This window comes from Arthrobacter sp. 49Tsu3.1M3 (genome assembly GCF_900168135.1).
Taxonomy (GTDB): domain Bacteria; phylum Actinomycetota; class Actinomycetes; order Actinomycetales; family Micrococcaceae; genus Arthrobacter.
Genome location: NZ_FUZD01000023.1, coordinates 1 through 16,145 on the forward strand (window position 1 = coordinate 1; position 16,145 = coordinate 16,145).

The window sequence follows — 16,145 nt, forward strand, 5'->3', positions numbered from 1 at the left end:
GGTTCCCTGGCCGAGCTTGCGAGGCGAGGGTGGCGGTGAGTGGGCCCACGCCGCCAGGGTTCCCTGGCCGAGCTTGCGAGGCGAGGGTGGCGGTGGGGACTAGTTGGACGGGAAGTTGTAGGAGGCTCCGGAGGCGTGCGTCGGTTCGGGCCAGCGGGAGGTGACCACCTTGCCGCGGGTGTAGAAGGAGACGCCTTCGGGGCCGTAGATGTGCTTGTCGCCGAACAGCGAGGCCTTCCAGCCGCCGAAGGAGTGGTACGCGACCGGGACGGGCAGGGGCACGTTGATGCCGATCATGCCCACCGTGACGCTGCGCTGGAACTTCCGGGCCGCGGCGCCGGAGGAGGTGAAGATGGCGGTGCCGTTGCCGTAGGGGTTGGAGTTGATCAGGGCGATGCCGGCGTCGAGGTCCTCGACCCGGACCACCACCAGCACGGGGCCGAAGATTTCCTCGGTGTAGGCGGTCATTTCGGTCTTGACGTGGTCCAGGACGGTGGGGCCGACCCAGAACCCGTCCTCGTGGCCGGGGACCACGAGGTCGCGGCCGTCCACCACCATCGCGGCGCCGGCGGTTTCGGCTTCGGTGACGATCTTCACGATGCGTTCCTTGGACGCCGGCGTGATGACCGGGCCCATTTCGGCGTCGGGCACGGTGCCGTTGTTGACCTTGACGGCCAGGGCGCGCTCCTCGACCTTCTTGACCAGCAGGTCGGCGGCGTCGCCGACGCCGACGGCGACGGAGATGGCCATGCAGCGTTCCCCGGCGGAGCCGAACGCGGCGGCAGCGAGGTGGTCGGCGGCGTTGTCGAGATCGGCGTCGGGCAGGATGATCGCGTGGTTCTTCGCCCCGCCCAGGGCCTGCACGCGCTTGCCGTGGGCTGTGGCGGTCTCGTGGACGTACCGGGCGATCGGGGTGGAACCGACGAAGGAGATGCCGTCCACGTCCGGGTGGGTCAGGAGGCCGTCGACCGTTTCCTTGTCGCCGTGCAGGACCTGGAAGACGCCGTCGGGCAGCCCGGCCTGCTTCCACAGCTTGGCGAGCAGCATCGAGGCGGAGGGGTCGCGCTCGGAGGGCTTGAGGATGAAGGCGTTGCCGGTAGCGATCGCCATCGGGGCCATCCACAGCGGGACCATGACGGGGAAGTTGAACGGGGTGATGCCGGCGACGACGCCGAGCGGTTCGCGGAAGGAGAAGACGTCGATGCCGGTGGAGACCTGGTCCGAGTAGTCGCCCTTGAGCAGCTGCGGGATGCCGCAGGCGAACTCGATGACCTCCAGGCCGCGGCCGATCTCGCCTTTCGCGTCGGAGAGGACCTTGCCGTGTTCGGCGGTGATCAGTTCGGCGAGCTCGTCCACGTGGGAGGCGACGAGTTCGCGGAACTTGAACAGCACGGCGGTGCGCTTGGCCAGGGAGATGTCGCCCCAGGAATCGGCGGCCGCGCGGGCGGCGGCGACGGTGGCGTCCAGGTCGGCCCGGTTGGCCAGCCGCAGCTCCGCGGAGACGGCGCCGGTGGCCGGGTTGTAGACGGGCTGGGTGCGGGTGCCCTCGCCGGCGGTTTCGGCGCCGTTGATGAAGTGGCTGATGGTGGTGACGGTCGTCGTTGACATAGTGCTGGACTTCCTTGGTCTGTGGCTGTTCGTGGTGATGAAGGGGGTCAGCCGAGCAGCTTGCGCTGGCGGGCCTTGTGGTCGGTGTAGGTCTGGAAGGCTTGTTTCGTGGAGTCGAGCCCGGAGACCTGGGAGACCGGAACGTCCCACCACGATTCGGAGCTGGGGGCATCCAGCAGCGGGTCGGATTCAACGTGGATGACGATCGGGCCGCCGCGTTCGGGGGCAGCCTTGGCGTCCCGGATGGCCTGCTCGAGCTCGGCGATGACCTTCTCCCCCGGTTCGATCCGTATGACCTTCACGCCGAGGCTTTCGGCGTTCAGGGCGAGGTCGACCGGGAGCCGGTCGCCGTCGTCGAAGCTGTGGTGTTCCTCATCCAGCGCCCGGTACTGGGTGCCGAAGCGCTGGGAGCCGAGGGACTCGGAAAGCGAACCGATCGAGGCGTAGCCGTGGTTCTGGATCAGGACCACGATCAGCTTGATCCGCTCGGCGACGGCGGTGACGAGTTCGGTGTGCATCATCAGGTAGGAGCCGTCCCCCACCATGACGACGACGTCGCGCTGCGTGCCGCCTTTGGCGGCTTCGGCGAGGGCGGCGCGCTTGACCCCGAGGCCGCCCGGGATCTCGTAGCCCATGCAGGAGTAGGCGTATTCGACGTGGTAGCCGAACGGGTCCCGGACGCGCCACATCTTGTGGAGGTCACCGGGGAGTGAGCCGGCGGCGCAGATGACGACGTCCTGGGCGTCCATGGCGCGGTTCGTGGCGCCGATGATCTCGTTCTGCGCCGGGAGCGGCGTGAACCGCGTGTCGAATGCCTCGTCCACGGTGGCGTCCCAGCGTTTCTTCTCGGCCGCGATCCGCTGCTCGAGGTCCGCGCCGGTGCGGTAGCCGCCGAGGGCCTGGTTCAGCTTGACCAGGGCCTTGCGGGCATCGGCCACGATCGGCAGTGAGGTGCCGTGCTTGTAGGCGTCGAGGGCGGCGACGTTGATGTTGATGAATTTCACGTCCGGGTTCTGGAACGCGGTCCGGGAGGCGGTGGTGAAGTCCTCGTAGCGGGTCCCGATCCCGATGATGAGGTCGGCCTCGGCGGCGATGGCGTTGGCCGCCGTCGTGCCGGTGGAACCGATGGCCCCGAGGGAGAACTTGTGGTCCCAGGGCAGGACGCCGACGCCGGCCTGGGTGTTGCCGACCGGGATGCCGGTCAGCTCGGCGAACTTCGCGAGTTCTTCGTTGGCGTAGGCGTAGAGCACGCCGCCGCCGGCGATGATCAGCGGGCGCTTGGCGGCGCGGATCGCCTCGGCGGCGCGGCGGATGTCCTCGTCGTCGGCGTCCGGGCGGCGGATCCGCCATTCGCGTTCGGCCAGGAATTCCTCGGGCACGTCGAAGGCCTCGGCCTGGACGTCCTGGGGCAGCGAGATGGTGACGGCGCCGGTCTCGGCCGGGTCGGTGAGGACCCGGAGTCCGTGGTGGAACGCGGAAAACAGCTGCTCGGGCCGGGAGACGCGGTCAAAGAACTTCGACAGCGGCCGGAACGCGTCATTGACGGTGATGTCGTAGGCGTAGGGCTGTTCGAGCTGCTGCAGCACGGGGTCGGCGGCGCGGGTCGCGAACGTGTCACTCGGAAGCAGCAGGACCGGCAGCCGGTTGGTGGTGGCCAGCGCCGCGCCGGTGAGCAGGTTCGAGGAGCCCGGCCCGATCGAGGTGCTGATCGCGAAGGTCTGGCGGCGGCGGGTGTGGCGGGCGAAGCCGACCGCCTGGTGGGACTGGGCCTGTTCGTTGCGGCCCTGGTAGTACGGCATGATCGTCGGATCGAGCTGCTGGTACTGCTTGAGGGCCTGGCCGACGCCGGCGACGTTGCCGTGGCCGAAGATGCCGAACGTGCCCGGAATCAGGCGTTCCCGGAAGTCCCGGCCGCCGACCGAATCGACGGTGTACTGCTTGGAGAGGTATTCAACGACGGCCTGGGCGACCGTCATTCTGCGTGTTCCTGATGCCGTGCTCATTCCCATGGGAAGCTACTCCGATACTTCTTTGGTGCGGGTGGATTCGGTGTGGTGCAGCAGCGAGGCCGCGGTTGCCACGGCGCCGGCGACGTCGCCGTCCTGCGGGTAGAGCAGGGTCCGGCCGACGGTGAGGCCCTGGACGCCGGGCAGGGCGAGGGCAGCCTGCCAGCTGGCGAACACCTCGTCCTGGCCGGCGTCCGGGTCTCCGCCGAGAAGCACGGTGGGCATCGTGGTGGACGCCATGACGCGTTCCATCTCCGCCACCACGGGGAGCTTCATCCAGGTGTAGGCGCTGCTCGCGCCGAGGCCTTCGGCGATGGCGACTGACTTGATGACGGCATTGGTGGAGAGGTCGTTGCGGACCTTCCCGTTTTCGCGGACGGAGATGAACGGTTCCACCATGGCGATCAGCCTGCGTTCGGCGAGGGAGTCGATGGCCCTCGCAGTCGCTTCGAGGGTGACGACGGTGTCCGGGTCACCGAGGCAGATGCGGGTCAGCATCTTGCCGCCGTCGGCGCCCAGGGCCTCGAGCGCGGCCGCGGTGTGGCCGGTAAAGCGGTCATCGAATTCGTTCACCAGACCGGAGAGTCCGCCACGGTTCATCGAGCCGAAAAGCAGCTTGCCCTCGAGGGCGCCGAGCAGGAGCAGGTCGTCCATGATGTCCGGCGAGGCGAGGACACCATCCACGTCCGGGTTGGCCAGGGCAATCTGCAGGCGGTCCAGGAGCTGGCGGCGGTCGGCCATGGCCACCGGATCATTCCCGACGGCGAGCGCGCCGCGGGCCGGGTGGTCGGCGGCGACAATGAAGTTCTGCCGGTGGGCCCTGACACCGGGGTGCCGGCGCCGTGCCTTGGCGGCGCGGGCAATCGCTTCCGGGTCTTCGAGCCGGACAATGCTCAGGTGCTCGTAGCGGCGGGGATCATCGTTCACCGCACGGGTGGCGACGGCTGGGTTTGCACTCACAGTGCTGCTCCTTCGGTGGCGTAGGTACCCGGCAGGAGGCGGCCGCGTTCGGCGAGCAGGCCGGTGACTTCGTCCGGCGTCGGCATCGCGTCGGCGCAGGACAGGCGGGACGCGACGAGGGCGCCGGCGGCGTTGGCGAAGTCGAGAACCTGGGCCAGGGGCCAGCCGGAGAGAAGTCCGTGGCAGAAGGCCCCGCCGAAGGAGTCGCCGGCGCCGAGGCCGTTGACGGTTTCCACGGGCACCGGGGCGGACACCACACGCTCGGTGCGGGTCTTGGCCATGACCCCTTCAGGGCCCAGCTTCACGACGGCGATTTCGACGCCGGCCGCGAGCAGCCGGTTTGCCTGTTCGTCCGGGGTGCCCTCTCCGACGGCGACGGCGCATTCCTTGTCGTTGCCGATCGCGACGGTGACGTGCGGCAGGATCCTGGCGACCTGTTCCCGGGCTTCCTGCTCGGAGGCCCAGAACATCGGCCGGTAGTCGAGGTCCAGGATGGTGAACTGGCCTTCCTTGAGCCCGGTGCGGGGCCGTGCCTCGTGGGCAGTGAGCTGGGCGGTGCGGCTGGGCTCCTGGCAGAGTCCGGTGACGGTGGACCAGAAGATCCCGGCGTCCCTGATGGCGTCCAGGTCCAGTTCCTCGGCCTTGATCTGCAGGTCCGGGGCCGTGGGGAAGCGTCCATAGAAGTAGAGGGGGAAGTCCTCCGGCGGCTTGATGGCGCAGAACGTGACCGCGGTGGGCCATTCCTTGACCGCCGTGACGAAGGAGTCGTCCACGTTGAATTTGCGCAGTTCGCGGTGCAGGTACTTGCCAAAGGCGTCGTCGCCGGTGCGGGTGATCACGGCGGCGCGGCGGCCGTGGCGGGCAGCGGCGACCGCTACGTTGGACGGGGATCCGCCAAGGTACTTTCCGAAGGACGTGACGTCCTCCAGATCCACCCCGATGTCGTTCGGGTAGATATCAACACTGATGCGCCCGATCGTGAGCAGTTCGTGGGTCACGGTGATCGTGGACCTTTCTGGTGTGGACTCGATACCTTTGCGCAGCCTGAGCTTCGGCGTTTCTGTGGTGCTTATTGGTGCTGTGGGGCCTGGCGTGAGCCGGGCCACAACCACTACTTTGCCTTAGAATCCATGTACTGTCAAAGGTTTGTACTGACATATTTACAAAATGACACGGGGGCTGGAAACTGACGCGCACTACGGCGCCGCGGCGGCGGAGCAGGCGCCGGAATTGCCCGGTGATTACCTGGCGGGAACGCCGAGTTCGCCGGTGACGTACTGGGCCCGCCCGAAACCGAACGACCAGTCCCCCGCAGTATTTTCGACATATCCGATGAAAACGTCCTCGCCGGCGACGCCCGCGGCGGCCAGCCTGTCCGCAATGGCGGCAAACAGGGACTGCTTGGCGGGCTGGCTGCGCCCGGCCTGGGTGAAGATCTGGATCATCACCACGTCCCGCGTCCGCTCGAAGCCGAGCCCGGCATCCTGGGCGACAATTTGCCCCTCGGGATGCTCGGTCAGCACGTGGAAGTAGTCCCGCTCCGGGATGCCAAATTCGGCCACGATCGCGTCGTGGATGCCCCGACTGAGTCCGTGGAGCTGCTCCGCGCTGCGGCCCTGGTTGACGTCAATTCGTACGAGAGGCACTCGCATCCCCTTCGGTAGTTTGTCCTAACATACTAACAAAGGTATTCGAGTCGAGGCAAGGAATTTCCGCTGTGGCCAACGTTGGGGTATTGCGCGGGACTGCGAGCCCGGCGTAGCGTTATCAATGTAGAGGTTGATCAATGAATTAGTTGATCACCATGCAGATTGGGTAGAGATCCTGAGGTCGCGGAGATTTTCGGGATGTGGGGATGTTGTCACGGGGAGGTGGGATACGGCATGGAAGCACGCGATGACAGCGAGCTCGACGCGGCCTTCCTGGCCCTCGCCGATCCGGTCCGCCGCCGCATCATTGCCCGGCTCAGCCGGGGCCCGGCCACCGTCAATGAACTGGCGGAGCCCTTCGCGATCACCAAGCAGGCGGTCTCGAAACACATCCAGGTCCTCGAGCAGGCGCAACTTGTCACGCGCACCCGTGACGCCCAGCGCCGGCCCGTGCACCTGAACCCTGCACGGCTGGAAGCGCTCACCGCCTGGATTGACCAGTACCGGCTGGCCCGCGAGGGGCAGTTCCGCAGTCTTGACGCCGTGCTTGAAATCCGCGCCGCCGAGGGCGGCACACAGGCAAAGGATGCATCATGAGCAACGCACTGAAATTGACCGTCCCCGAGGGTCTGCCGTTCATCGATTTCGAGCGTGAATTCGATTTTCCGGTGTCCGAGGTGTTCCGGGCGCACAAGGATCCCGAGCTCGTCGCCCAGTGGCTTGGCCCGCGGCGGCTGACTATGACTGTTGACCACTACGACTTCAGGACCGGCGGCAGCTACCGCTACACCCACACCGCACCGGACGGCAGCGCCTATGGTTTCACCGGAGTCTTCCACACCGTCCGCGAGAATGATTTCGCCATCCAGACCTTCGAATTCGACGGCTACCCTGACGTGGTGAGCATCGAGTTCCTGACCTTCGAGGACCTTGGCGGCGGCCGTTCGCGGCTCAGCGGCCACGCGGTCTACCCCAGCATGGAGGCCCGCGACGGCATGGCGCAGTCCGGAATGGAGGCCGGCATGACCGAAGCCTACGAACGGCTCGAGGAAGTCCTCAGCGGGGCCAAGGTCTAGGACCAGGGGTCTTAAAGAGTACGACGGCGGCAGGCCACCTCCCAAGGAAGGTGACCTGCCGCCGTCGTGCTTAAGAAACAACCTTAAAGAGACAACGCGGGGTCACTCCGCGCCCATCCCACCGAGTGGGATGGGCCGCAAGTGACCCCGCGTTGCCGTAGTGCTGGTGCTTCGGCGCTTCGGACCTAGAGGGTCGCGAAGACCTCGCGCAGGAGCTTGGCGGTCTCGGACGGCGTCTTGCCGACCTTGACGCCGGCAGCCTCGAGGGCTTCCTTCTTGGCCTGGGCTGTGCCCGCGGAACCCGAGACGATGGCGCCTGCGTGGCCCATGGTCTTGCCTTCCGGAGCGGTGAAGCCGGCCACGTAGCCAACAACCGGCTTCGTGACGTGGGCCTTGATGTAGTCGGCGGCACGCTCTTCGGCGTCGCCACCGATTTCGCCGATCATGACGATCGCCTTGGTCTCCGGGTCAGCCTCGAAGGCTTCGAGGGCATCGATGTGGGTGGTGCCGATGACCGGGTCGCCGCCGATGCCGATGGCGGTGGAGAAGCCGAGGTCGCGCAGTTCGTACATCATCTGGTAAGTCAGGGTGCCCGACTTGGAGACAAGGCCGATGGGGCCCTTGCCCGTGATGTTGGCCGGGGTGATGCCGACGAGGGCCTCACCCGGGGTGATGATGCCGGGGCAGTTCGGTCCGATGATGCGGGTGACCTGCTTGCCGTTGGCGTCGACCTTGGACTGGGCCAGTGCCCAGAACTCGGCGGAGTCCTGGACCGGCACGCCTTCGGTGATGACGACGACGAGGCCGATGCCGGCCTCGATGGCTTCAACGACGGCGTCCTTGGTGAATGCCGGCGGCACGAAGACGATGGAAACGTCAGCGCCGGTCTCGGCCATGGCTTCCTTGACGGTGCCGAAAACGGTGATCTCGGCGTCGCCGTGCAGGACCGTGGTGCCGGCCTTGCGGGCGTTGACGCCGCCCACAACGTTGGTGCCGGCCTTGAGCATCAGGGCGGTGTGCTTGGTGCCTTCGCCGCCGGTGATGCCCTGGACGATGACCTTGGAGTCCTTGTTCAGATAAATAGACATAGTCGAGTCCCTCTACTTCGCTGCGTTGGCGAGCTCGGCAGCCTTGTCGGCGCCCTCGTCCATGGTGGCGGCCAGGGTAACCAGCGGGTGGTTGGCCTCGGCCAGGATGCGGCGGCCTTCCTCAACGTTGTTGCCGTCGAGGCGGACTACCAGCGGCTTGTTCGCGGAGTGACCCAGCTCGGCCAGTGCACCGACGATGCCCTTGGCGACGGCGTCACAGGCGGTGATGCCGCCGAAGACGTTGACGAAGACGGACTTGACCTGCGGGTCGCCCAGGATGACGTCGAGGCCTGCAGCCATGACCTCGGCGGAAGCTCCACCGCCGATGTCCAGGAAGTTCGCGGGCTTGACGTTGCCGTGGTTCTCGCCGGCGTAGGCAACGACGTCGAGGGTGGACATGACCAGGCCGGCACCGTTACCGATGATGCCGACTTCGCCGTCCAGCTTGACGTAGTTGAGGTCCTGCGCCTTGGCCTTGGCCTCGAGCGGGTCAGCAGCGTCCTTGTCTTCAAGGTGAGCGTGCTTGGGGTGGCGGAAGTCGGCGTTCTCGTCGAGGGAGACCTTGCCGTCGAGGGCAACGATGTCGCCGGCGCCGGTCAGGACCAGCGGGTTGACCTCCACAAGAGTGGCGTCTTCCTTCTTGAAAACGTCCCAGAGCTTCAGGATTACGCTGGCGACCTTGCCACGCAGTTCCTCGGCGAAGCCTGCCGCGGCGACGATTTCGTCGGCCTTGGCCTGGTCGATGCCCACGGCCGGGTCGATCGAGATCTTGGCCAGGGCTTCGGGGCGCTCAACGGCGAGCTGCTCGATTTCCATGCCGCCTTCAACCGAGCACATGGCCAGGTAGTTGCGGTTGGCCCGGTCCAGAAGGACGGAGAAGTAGTATTCCTCGGCGATGTCTGCGCCCTGGGCGATCATCACCCGGTGCACGGTGTGGCCCTTGATGTCCATCCCGAGGATGTTGGTGGAGTGTTCAAACGCTTCGTCAGCGGTCTTCGCGACCTTGACGCCGCCGGCCTTGCCGCGGCCTCCGGCCTTGACCTGCGCCTTTACGACAGTTACGCCGCCGATTTTCTCGGCAGCTGCCTTTGCTTCTTCAGGGGTGTGCGCCACGATGCCAGCAAGCACGGGTACACCGTGCGCCTCGAACATATCGCGCGCCTGATATTCAAACAGGTCCACGGTTTAGTGTCCTTCTACGTCGAAGTAGTTTCTGTACAGCCGGACCCCACGTACTCGCGGTTACCGGGCTGCGGAATAAACGCACCCTGCGACAAGCTTGGAAACGAGCCACACGGCGCAATGCTCCTTTGGGAACTCTAGTCCTTCGATCGGACCAGCCCGTTCCAGAGTACCGGTTATGTGAGTAAGGACACTATTCTATGGAGCGTAGAAAAACCGCTAGATTACGGGGTTTTTGGGGCGTTCGACGGCGCTCCGAAGGCCGGCGCGGCCGTGCCAGACCGGCGTTCGTAACGTACGGCGAAAACCCGTTCATCCGGCAGCGTGGAGTGCCGGCGGACCGGTCTCCGGGCTCCCATCGGGTCTTCGGCCAAACGTCCAGCTGCGCAGTCAGCTAGGCATCCAGCTTGGTCAGCGGCGCGTAGCGCAGCAGCAGCCGCTTCTCGCCGACGTCGAACTTGACCTTGGCGACCGTCTTGTCCCCGGCGCCCTCCACCGCCAGGACGGTGCCGTTGCCGAAGCTGGTGTGGTTGACCTTGTCCCCCACGCTGACGGCGACGACTTCCTTCTGCGGCTGGACCCTGTTCTTGGCCACGGCGGCGGGAACATCGGCGTTGAAGCCGGCGGACGGGCTGGCAGCGGCGCCGCGGGCGGTCCCGGCGCCCCAGAACGATCCGCCGTAGCGGCTGGACCCGATCCCGGCACCGCTCCCCCAGCCTCCGCTCTGGCGGCTGGCGCCTTCGCGCTTCCACTCGACGAGCTCGGCCGGGATCTCCTCGATGAACTGGCTCGCGGGGTTGTACTGGCTCTGGCCCCACATGCTGCGGACCTCGGACCTGGTCAGGTAGAGACGCTTGCGGGCACGGGTCAGCCCCACGTAGGCCAGCCGGCGTTCCTCGGCCAGTTCCTTGGGATCGGTGGCGGAGCGCTGGTGCGGAAACAGCCCGTGCTCCATGCCGGTAAGGAACACCACCGGGAATTCCAGGCCCTTCGCGGTGTGCAACGTCATCAGCGTCACGACGCCGAGCCGCTTGGCTTCGGCGACGGCGGCGTCGATATCGGCGCCCGGGGCGTCCGGGATCTGGTCGGCGTCAGCCACGAGGGAGACCTGCTCCAGGAAGGCGCCGAGCGAGCCTTCGGGGTTGTCCCGTTCGTATTCCCGGACGACGGCGACCAGTTCGGCGAGGTTCTCCACCCTAGACTCGTCCTGCGGGTCGGTGCTGGAACGCAGCCCGGCAAGGTAGCCGGTTTGTTCGAGCACGGCTTCGAGGGCCGCGGCGGCGCCGGAGCCGGAAGCGACCTCGGCGAGGTCATCGAGGAGTTTCACGAAGCCCAGCACGGCGTTCACCGAACGCGTCGCCATGCCCGGGGCCTCGTCGGCGCGCCTCGCGGCGGTCATGAAGGAGGTGCGCTCACGCTCTGCCAGGGCGGCGACGGCCCCCTCGGCCCGGTCACCGATCCCGCGCTTGGGTTCGTTGAGGATGCGGCGGAGGTTGACGTCGTCGTCCGGGTTGACCAGGACGCGCAGGTAGGCGAGGGCGTCCTTGATCTCCTTGCGCTCGTAGAAGCGGGTGCCGCCGACCACCTTGTAGGGCAGTCCCACGCGGACCAGGACGTCCTCGATCGAGCGGGACTGGGCGTTGGTGCGGTAGAAAATGGCGACGTCGCCGGGGCGCAGGTTGCCCTCGTCCTGGAGCCGGTCGATTTCCTTGGCGATGAACTGGGCCTCGTCGTGTTCGTTCTCGCCGACGTAGCCGACGATCTTCTCGCCGTCGCCCTCGGCCGTCCAGAGCCGTTTCTCCGGCCGGTTCGGGTTGCGGGAAATCACCGAGTTGGCGGCGCTGAGGATGGTCTGGGTGGAACGGTAGTTCTGCTCGAGCTTGATGGTGCGGGCGTCCGGGTAGTCCTTCTCGAACTCCACGATGTTGCGGATGTCCGCGCCGCGGAAGGCGTAGATGGACTGGTCCGAATCGCCGACGACGGTGAGCTCGGCGGCGTCGGGACCCTCGCCGACGATCTCGCGCACCAGGGCGTACTGGGCGTGGTTGGTGTCCTGGTACTCATCCACGAGGACGTGCCGGAAGCGGCGCCGGTAGGAGTCGGCGAGCGCCGGGAACGCCCGGAACATGTAGACGGTCTCGGCGATCAGGTCATCGAAGTCCATGGCGTTGGCCTGGCGCAGGCGCTGGGTGTAGCCCTTGAAGACCTCGGCGACGGCCTGCTCGAAAGGATCGTTGTAATTGGCGCTCGAGGAATAGCTGTCCGCGTCGATCAACTCATTCTTGAGCGCGGAAATCTTATGCTGGATGGCCTTGGGCGCGAAGCGCTTGGGGTCAAGGTCCAGGTTCTTGGCGACCAGGGTGATCAGGCGCAGCGAGTCGGCGGAGTCGTAGATCGAGAAGTTGGAGTTGAGCCCGACGTTCTTGGCCTCGCGGCGCAGGATCCGGACGCAGGAGGAGTGGAAGGTGGAGATCCACATGGTCTTGGCCCGGCCGCCGACCAGCGCCTCGATCCGTTCCCGCATTTCGGCCGCGGCCTTGTTGGTGAAGGTGATGGCCAGGATCTCGCCGTGGTGCGCCCGCCTCGTGGCGATCAGATAGGCGATCCGGTTGCTGAGCACCCGGGTCTTGCCCGACCCGGCGCCGGCGACAATCAGCAGGGCGCTGCCGGCGTGCTTGACCGCTTCTTCCTGCTGGGGGTTCAGCCCCTCGAGGAGTTCGCCGGCGTTCGGAAGCTGCGGGCGGTCCCAGCCGCCGCTGTCAGGGCCGTCGCCGTGCGGAGCGCCGCCGTGCGGGCTGGTGCCGTGCGGGGCGGAATCCGGTCCGGAATCCAGGCCCGCCAGGCCGGACCCGGAGCGCGATTTAGTGCCTGCCGCCGCCTTGGAGGCAGCTTGGAAGGGTCCGTCGGCGTAAGGGTCAAACAACATATCCATGGTGTATCTAAGTCTAGGCGGTGGCGCTGACAGCCGTGTCCGCCCGTCGGGACATGCCCTCCCCTGCCCGCGCCCAGTGGACATAATCCCCTTCTGCCCAGCCCTGACCGCGAACAATGAGCATGTCCCGCGCAGGTTGTCCGGAAGAATGAGCATGTCCCACCGGGGTGTCTCGAAATGCCATGCCCCACGGACCCGGCACAGTGGAACGAGCATGTCCCCCGCCACGCGTGATCAATGGACACACTCCCCATGTGCCCACTCCTGACAGCGAAAAATGAGCATTTCCCAATGACCACGCCGCGAACAATGAGCATGTCCCGCGGGGAGGGGCGGCAGGCGGGAAGCTAGCCGACGCCCCCGGAGCTGAGGGCGGCGCGCAGCTGCTGCACCGCCGTCGTGCCTCCCGCGATGAACCAGTCGAGTCCGTTGACGCGCACGACGTCGGTCGCGCCGCCGGCCGCCTCCACGATCGCCTTGCCGGGCAGCCAGTCCCACTCGGGGCAGCTGTGCTGGAACCAGCAGCCGAGCTCACCGTCCGCCACCCGGCCGAGGTCGCAGGAGCCGGAGCCGAACATGCGAAGCGCGGCCGCCGACGTCGCTGCCGCGTGCCAGGGCATGGCACACATCGGATCGGCCAGCCACGTCGGGTGAATGTAGGTTGCCGCGCCGAGATCAGCCAGCGGCTTGTCGGAGCGTCCGGTGCCGCCGGACGCGGCGGGCAGGAAGGTCACCAGTTTTTCGCCGTTGAGCGTCGCCGCCCGGGACGTCCCGCCCAGCCAGAGTTTGTCCTCCTCCGGCTGGAAGATGGCGCCGAGCCCTGCACCGGAGGAATCCTTCAGGGCAATGGCCGAGCACCAGTAGGTGGATCCATGCAGGAAGTTGAAGGTCCCGTCGACGGGGTCAATGACCCAGGTCCGGCCGCTGCTGCCCGCCACGGAGGCGCCCTCCTCGCCCAGGACGGCGTCATCGGGCCGGCAGCGCCGAAGCTGTTCCAGGACGTAGGATTCGGCGGCGTGGTCGGCGGCCGTGACCACGTCCGAGACCGACGTCTTCTGCCTGCCTTCAAGGCCGGCCTGCCGCATCAACAGCGCCAGGGTGCCGGCCTCGCGGACCAGTGCCTCGGCCAGTTGGTAGTCATCCAGTGAGGGGTCGAGATCTGCGGTGCTGTGCCGGCCGAGCCGGTGTTTTCCTAGTTCGGTCACGCGTCCCAGACTATCGGGGCCCGTTGGCAGTGAACAGCCGGTGCGGACACCCGGTCAAACGGCGGCGCGGAGGCGTGTGCAGGACGGGCGATAATGGAGCCATGGCCAAGACACCCGCGCAGCGGATCAAAAAGCACGGCGCCAACGCGGCGGTCCCCCAGCACCAGCTCCCTCCGGTGATCAATCCGACCACCAGCCGGACACCGCAGAAGGCACAGAGCAACAGCAATCTGATTGTCATCGCCGGGGTCGTGGCCAGCCTGTTCCTGTTCTGGTACCTGCACCTGCTCACCCTCAACCAGCTCACCCAGTTGTCGGGAGGCCAGGCAATGCCCGACTCGTTGGTGGGCGGCTTTGACCTGGGGTTCGTGGAGCACTTGCGCACGGCCATGGACGCCGATGCCCGGGGCCAGCTGAACTATGTCCACAAGACGGCCGGGATGCTCTTCCCGCTGATCTTTGGCTTCACCTGGCTGCTGCTGATCGGAACCAAGGTGGCACGGAATTCCCTGCGCTGGGCGCTGTGGTCGCTGCCGCTGCTCTTCGCCGCGGTCCGGCTGTGGGGCAACACGGTGATCGATGAAATGATGTCCGCCGACACTCTCGACGGCGGACAGGTCGCCTTGGCCTCCGGGCTCACCGTGGCAGGCTGGGTCCTTCTGGCGCTGAGCGTCGTGGCTGGCGTCGCCGCCGTGTTGCTCGGACGCAAGGCTGCCGCGGCTTCGCCCACCCCGGGACATGTCCAGTCCTGATTCGCGCGGCAGGGCTGGTTCTCTATTCCCGGCTTAGGACACCGGACATGCCCATTCTTGGTCGCGGCGGCAGGGCTACTTCTCTATTTCCGGCTTAGGACACCGGACATGTCCATTCTTGGTCGCGGTGGCTGGAGTCGTCCCTCGCACCCGACCTCGATCACGGGACATGTCCAGCGTTCGGCCCGGCCGGGGAACATCTTGCCATTATGTCCATCCCTTAAGTCCAGCGGAGGGCAGGTCCATGCCAATGCGAAGTCAGGGCACTTCGGTCAGGAATTCAAGGGCCTGTTCCGCACGTTGGGAGGCTCCTGCTTTCTCAAAGCAGTCGGCGGCGTCCATCAGGTACTTCCGGGCTTCGGCCCCGTTTCCCAAAGCGGCGTGCGACCGGCCCAGAAGAAGAAACGCCTCGCCCAATATTTGCGGCGATGTCTTTTCGGGGACCGGGAAGATGTCATCGAGAGTATCGACCGCCGATTTCTGATCCCCCGCCAGGAAATTCCAGTGGCCGCGGTTCAGCTTGAGCAATATGTGATCTTCCTCGGTGCCGCCAATGACATCTGTGGCTAATTCTGCGCGTTCAATGCAACGCAGGGTGTCCGCGTCCGCAACATCGGCGGCGAGCCTCATGGCAGCCGAAGCCTTATTGAACTTTGCCCAGACAGTGAGGTTCCGGGCGGGTGAAAAGGTGCCAGCGGCGAGTTCGTGATAATGCAGCCCCTCGGCGACCTTGCTGCAAAGAAACGCGACGTTCCCAATGACCCAGTACGCCTTGCCCACCAACTGGTCATCGACTTCGCCGGAAATGATGTCGGCCATTATGAGGCATTCCGCCCACGCTTCGTCAAGCCTTCCACTATCGGCGAGCGCCGCAATGAGGGCCTGCCTGGCCTTGACGGCAATTTCGACGTCGTCCTCGTCAACCATGAGGTCCGCTGCGATTCTGGCCTCGTCGACGGCCTCTTCGAGTAGCCCCATGCCCCGGCGAGTCAGGGCCAGGAGGATGTGTACCTGCGCCTGAAGCTGCCGGTTCCCATCTAGGGGTTCAGCAATCAGTGTGGCGGCAAGTTCCGCGCAAGCTTCAATTTCTCCGGCGGCAATGAGGCTCTCGGCCCGGAACAGCGTCATGTGCCACCATGACGACGAATCACCTTCAGCATTGGCAATATCCGCGGCCATCTGCGCGGCGTTCGCAGCCTCGCGGAAGTCGTGGCTGGACCGGAACTCGCGCGCCTGCAGCTCTGCAGCGGCGTACGAGGGTGAAACGGAACTTTGTTGCATGTCTCAATTATCCGTTGCCGCGGGAGCGGAAACGAACAAACCGCGCAAGCAAGACCTGCGCAATATTCACTCAGGTCTTCCGAAGCTTCGCGCGAATATCACGACTTCGCACATCGCGGAGCGAATCGTTATACAGCGGCGTGTCGTTTGCCCCTATACTAAATCTGCACCACAAGTCACATGAGTCACATCAGCCTCTTACGTATCAGGAGTCCTAATGAAGAAGACCCTTGCAACACTCCTCGTCGCCGGTGCGCTGGCAACCGCAGGCATGTCCGCCTCCGCAGCGATTTCTGCTGCAGCAGACACCTCCGGACACAGCTCAGTGGCCGCTATTGGTTGGTGGCCGGACTCCACAAAGAAGTAACGGAGACTGCATTGACGGGCGGCGGGTGTCGGAAGCGAT

General features: G+C 66.0%; 14 protein-coding genes. 4 read left to right on the forward strand and 10 right to left on the reverse strand.

Features of this window, described 5'->3' with window-relative positions; translation table 11 throughout:
* Positions 1 to 99: 99 nt before the first annotated feature.
* From B5X90_RS18135 to B5X90_RS18155, 5 genes are all read right to left on the reverse strand, one after another.
* A complete protein-coding gene (locus B5X90_RS18135; RefSeq protein ID WP_079555332.1) occupies positions 100 to 1,608 on the reverse strand; it encodes a CoA-acylating methylmalonate-semialdehyde dehydrogenase in 1,509 nt (502 codons plus the stop codon).
* A gap of 47 nt (positions 1,609 to 1,655) precedes the next feature.
* Positions 1,656 to 3,584, reverse strand: a complete 1,929-nt coding sequence (gene iolD / locus B5X90_RS18140; protein ID WP_079555333.1) for a 3D-(3,5/4)-trihydroxycyclohexane-1,2-dione acylhydrolase (decyclizing) — start codon at positions 3,582 to 3,584, stop codon at positions 1,656 to 1,658.
* 39 nt (positions 3,585 to 3,623) lie between these two features.
* Complete coding sequence (locus B5X90_RS18145) at positions 3,624 to 4,574, reverse strand: Cgl0159 family (beta/alpha)8-fold protein (protein WP_079555334.1); 951 nt, start codon at positions 4,572 to 4,574, stop codon at positions 3,624 to 3,626.
* Positions 4,571 to 5,572, reverse strand: coding sequence for a 5-dehydro-2-deoxygluconokinase (gene iolC, locus B5X90_RS18150; RefSeq protein ID WP_079555335.1), 1,002 nt, complete (start codon positions 5,570 to 5,572; stop codon positions 4,571 to 4,573). The genes B5X90_RS18145 and iolC overlap by 4 nt, the downstream gene beginning before the upstream one ends.
* Positions 5,573 to 5,815: 243 nt before the next feature.
* On the reverse strand, positions 5,816 to 6,220 hold the full coding sequence (locus tag B5X90_RS18155; RefSeq protein WP_079555336.1) for a tautomerase family protein: 405 nt from the start codon (positions 6,218 to 6,220) through the stop codon (positions 5,816 to 5,818).
* 237 nt (positions 6,221 to 6,457) lie between these two features.
* Between B5X90_RS18155 and B5X90_RS18160 the strand changes: the two genes are divergently transcribed.
* Positions 6,458 to 6,820, forward strand: coding sequence for an ArsR/SmtB family transcription factor (locus B5X90_RS18160; RefSeq protein WP_079555376.1), 363 nt, complete (start codon positions 6,458 to 6,460; stop codon positions 6,818 to 6,820).
* On the forward strand, positions 6,817 to 7,299 hold the full coding sequence (locus tag B5X90_RS18165) for an SRPBCC family protein (RefSeq protein WP_079555337.1): 483 nt from the start codon (positions 6,817 to 6,819) through the stop codon (positions 7,297 to 7,299). Before B5X90_RS18160 ends, B5X90_RS18165 begins: the two co-directional genes overlap by 4 nt.
* 185 nt (positions 7,300 to 7,484) lie before the next feature.
* On the opposite strand, the gene sucD is transcribed toward B5X90_RS18165, so the two are convergent.
* The 4 genes from sucD to B5X90_RS18185 all read right to left on the reverse strand — a co-directional run bounded on the left by sucD (position 7,485) and on the right by B5X90_RS18185 (position 13,706).
* Positions 7,485 to 8,387 (reverse strand): succinate--CoA ligase subunit alpha, encoded by a 903-nt coding sequence (sucD, locus tag B5X90_RS18170; RefSeq protein ID WP_028275595.1) that lies wholly within the window; start codon positions 8,385 to 8,387, stop codon positions 7,485 to 7,487.
* A gap of 12 nt (positions 8,388 to 8,399) precedes the next feature.
* Entirely contained in the window at positions 8,400 to 9,569 is a 1,170-nt protein-coding gene (gene sucC / locus B5X90_RS18175; protein WP_018776032.1) for an ADP-forming succinate--CoA ligase subunit beta, read from the reverse strand.
* 394 nt (positions 9,570 to 9,963) lie between these two features.
* A complete protein-coding gene (gene pcrA / locus B5X90_RS18180) occupies positions 9,964 to 12,501 on the reverse strand; it encodes a DNA helicase PcrA (protein WP_079555338.1) in 2,538 nt (845 codons plus the stop codon).
* A 347-nt stretch (positions 12,502 to 12,848) separates the two neighbouring features.
* The gene (locus B5X90_RS18185; RefSeq protein ID WP_079555339.1) at positions 12,849 to 13,706 is read right to left on the reverse strand and encodes an inositol monophosphatase family protein; all 858 of its coding nucleotides are present in this window, start codon (positions 13,704 to 13,706) and stop codon (positions 12,849 to 12,851) included.
* Between the two features lie 101 nt (positions 13,707 to 13,807).
* On the opposite strand from B5X90_RS18185, the gene B5X90_RS18190 reads away from it, so the two are divergent.
* Positions 13,808 to 14,458: a hypothetical protein gene (locus B5X90_RS18190; protein ID WP_079555340.1), complete on the forward strand. Its 651-nt coding sequence runs from the start codon at positions 13,808 to 13,810 to the stop codon at positions 14,456 to 14,458.
* A gap of 258 nt (positions 14,459 to 14,716) precedes the next feature.
* On the opposite strand, the gene B5X90_RS18195 is transcribed toward B5X90_RS18190, so the two are convergent.
* Positions 14,717 to 15,739 carry a hypothetical protein gene (locus B5X90_RS18195; protein WP_079555341.1) on the reverse strand — a complete coding sequence of 341 codons (1,023 nt, stop codon included), beginning with the start codon at positions 15,737 to 15,739 and terminating at the stop codon, positions 14,717 to 14,719.
* 217 nt (positions 15,740 to 15,956) lie between these two features.
* Between B5X90_RS18195 and B5X90_RS21315 the strand changes: the two genes are divergently transcribed.
* Positions 15,957 to 16,106: a hypothetical protein gene (locus tag B5X90_RS21315; protein ID WP_179129200.1), complete on the forward strand. Its 150-nt coding sequence runs from the start codon at positions 15,957 to 15,959 to the stop codon at positions 16,104 to 16,106.
* The last annotated feature ends 39 nt before the right edge of the window (positions 16,107 to 16,145 follow it).

What these genes read in the sequence shown, in the direction of transcription:
- B5X90_RS18135 (WP_079555332.1), bottom strand. Translation starts at nt 1,608, where the DNA reads ATGTCAACGACGACCGTCACCACCATCAGCCACTTCATCAACGGCGCC.
- iolD (WP_079555333.1), bottom strand. Translation starts at nt 3,584, where the DNA reads ATGACGGTCGCCCAGGCCGTCGTTGAATACCTCTCCAAGCAGTACACC.
- B5X90_RS18160 (WP_079555376.1), top strand. Translation starts at nt 6,458, where the DNA reads ATGGAAGCACGCGATGACAGCGAGCTCGACGCGGCCTTCCTGGCCCTC.
- B5X90_RS18165 (WP_079555337.1), top strand. Translation starts at nt 6,817, where the DNA reads ATGAGCAACGCACTGAAATTGACCGTCCCCGAGGGTCTGCCGTTCATC.
- sucD (WP_028275595.1), bottom strand. Translation starts at nt 8,387, where the DNA reads ATGTCTATTTATCTGAACAAGGACTCCAAGGTCATCGTCCAGGGCATC.
- pcrA (WP_079555338.1), bottom strand. Translation starts at nt 12,501, where the DNA reads ATGGATATGTTGTTTGACCCTTACGCCGACGGACCCTTCCAAGCTGCC.
- B5X90_RS18190 (WP_079555340.1), top strand. Translation starts at nt 13,808, where the DNA reads ATGGCCAAGACACCCGCGCAGCGGATCAAAAAGCACGGCGCCAACGCG.
- B5X90_RS18195 (WP_079555341.1), bottom strand. Translation starts at nt 15,739, where the DNA reads ATGCAACAAAGTTCCGTTTCACCCTCGTACGCCGCTGCAGAGCTGCAG.
- B5X90_RS21315 (WP_179129200.1), top strand. Translation starts at nt 15,957, where the DNA reads ATGAAGAAGACCCTTGCAACACTCCTCGTCGCCGGTGCGCTGGCAACC.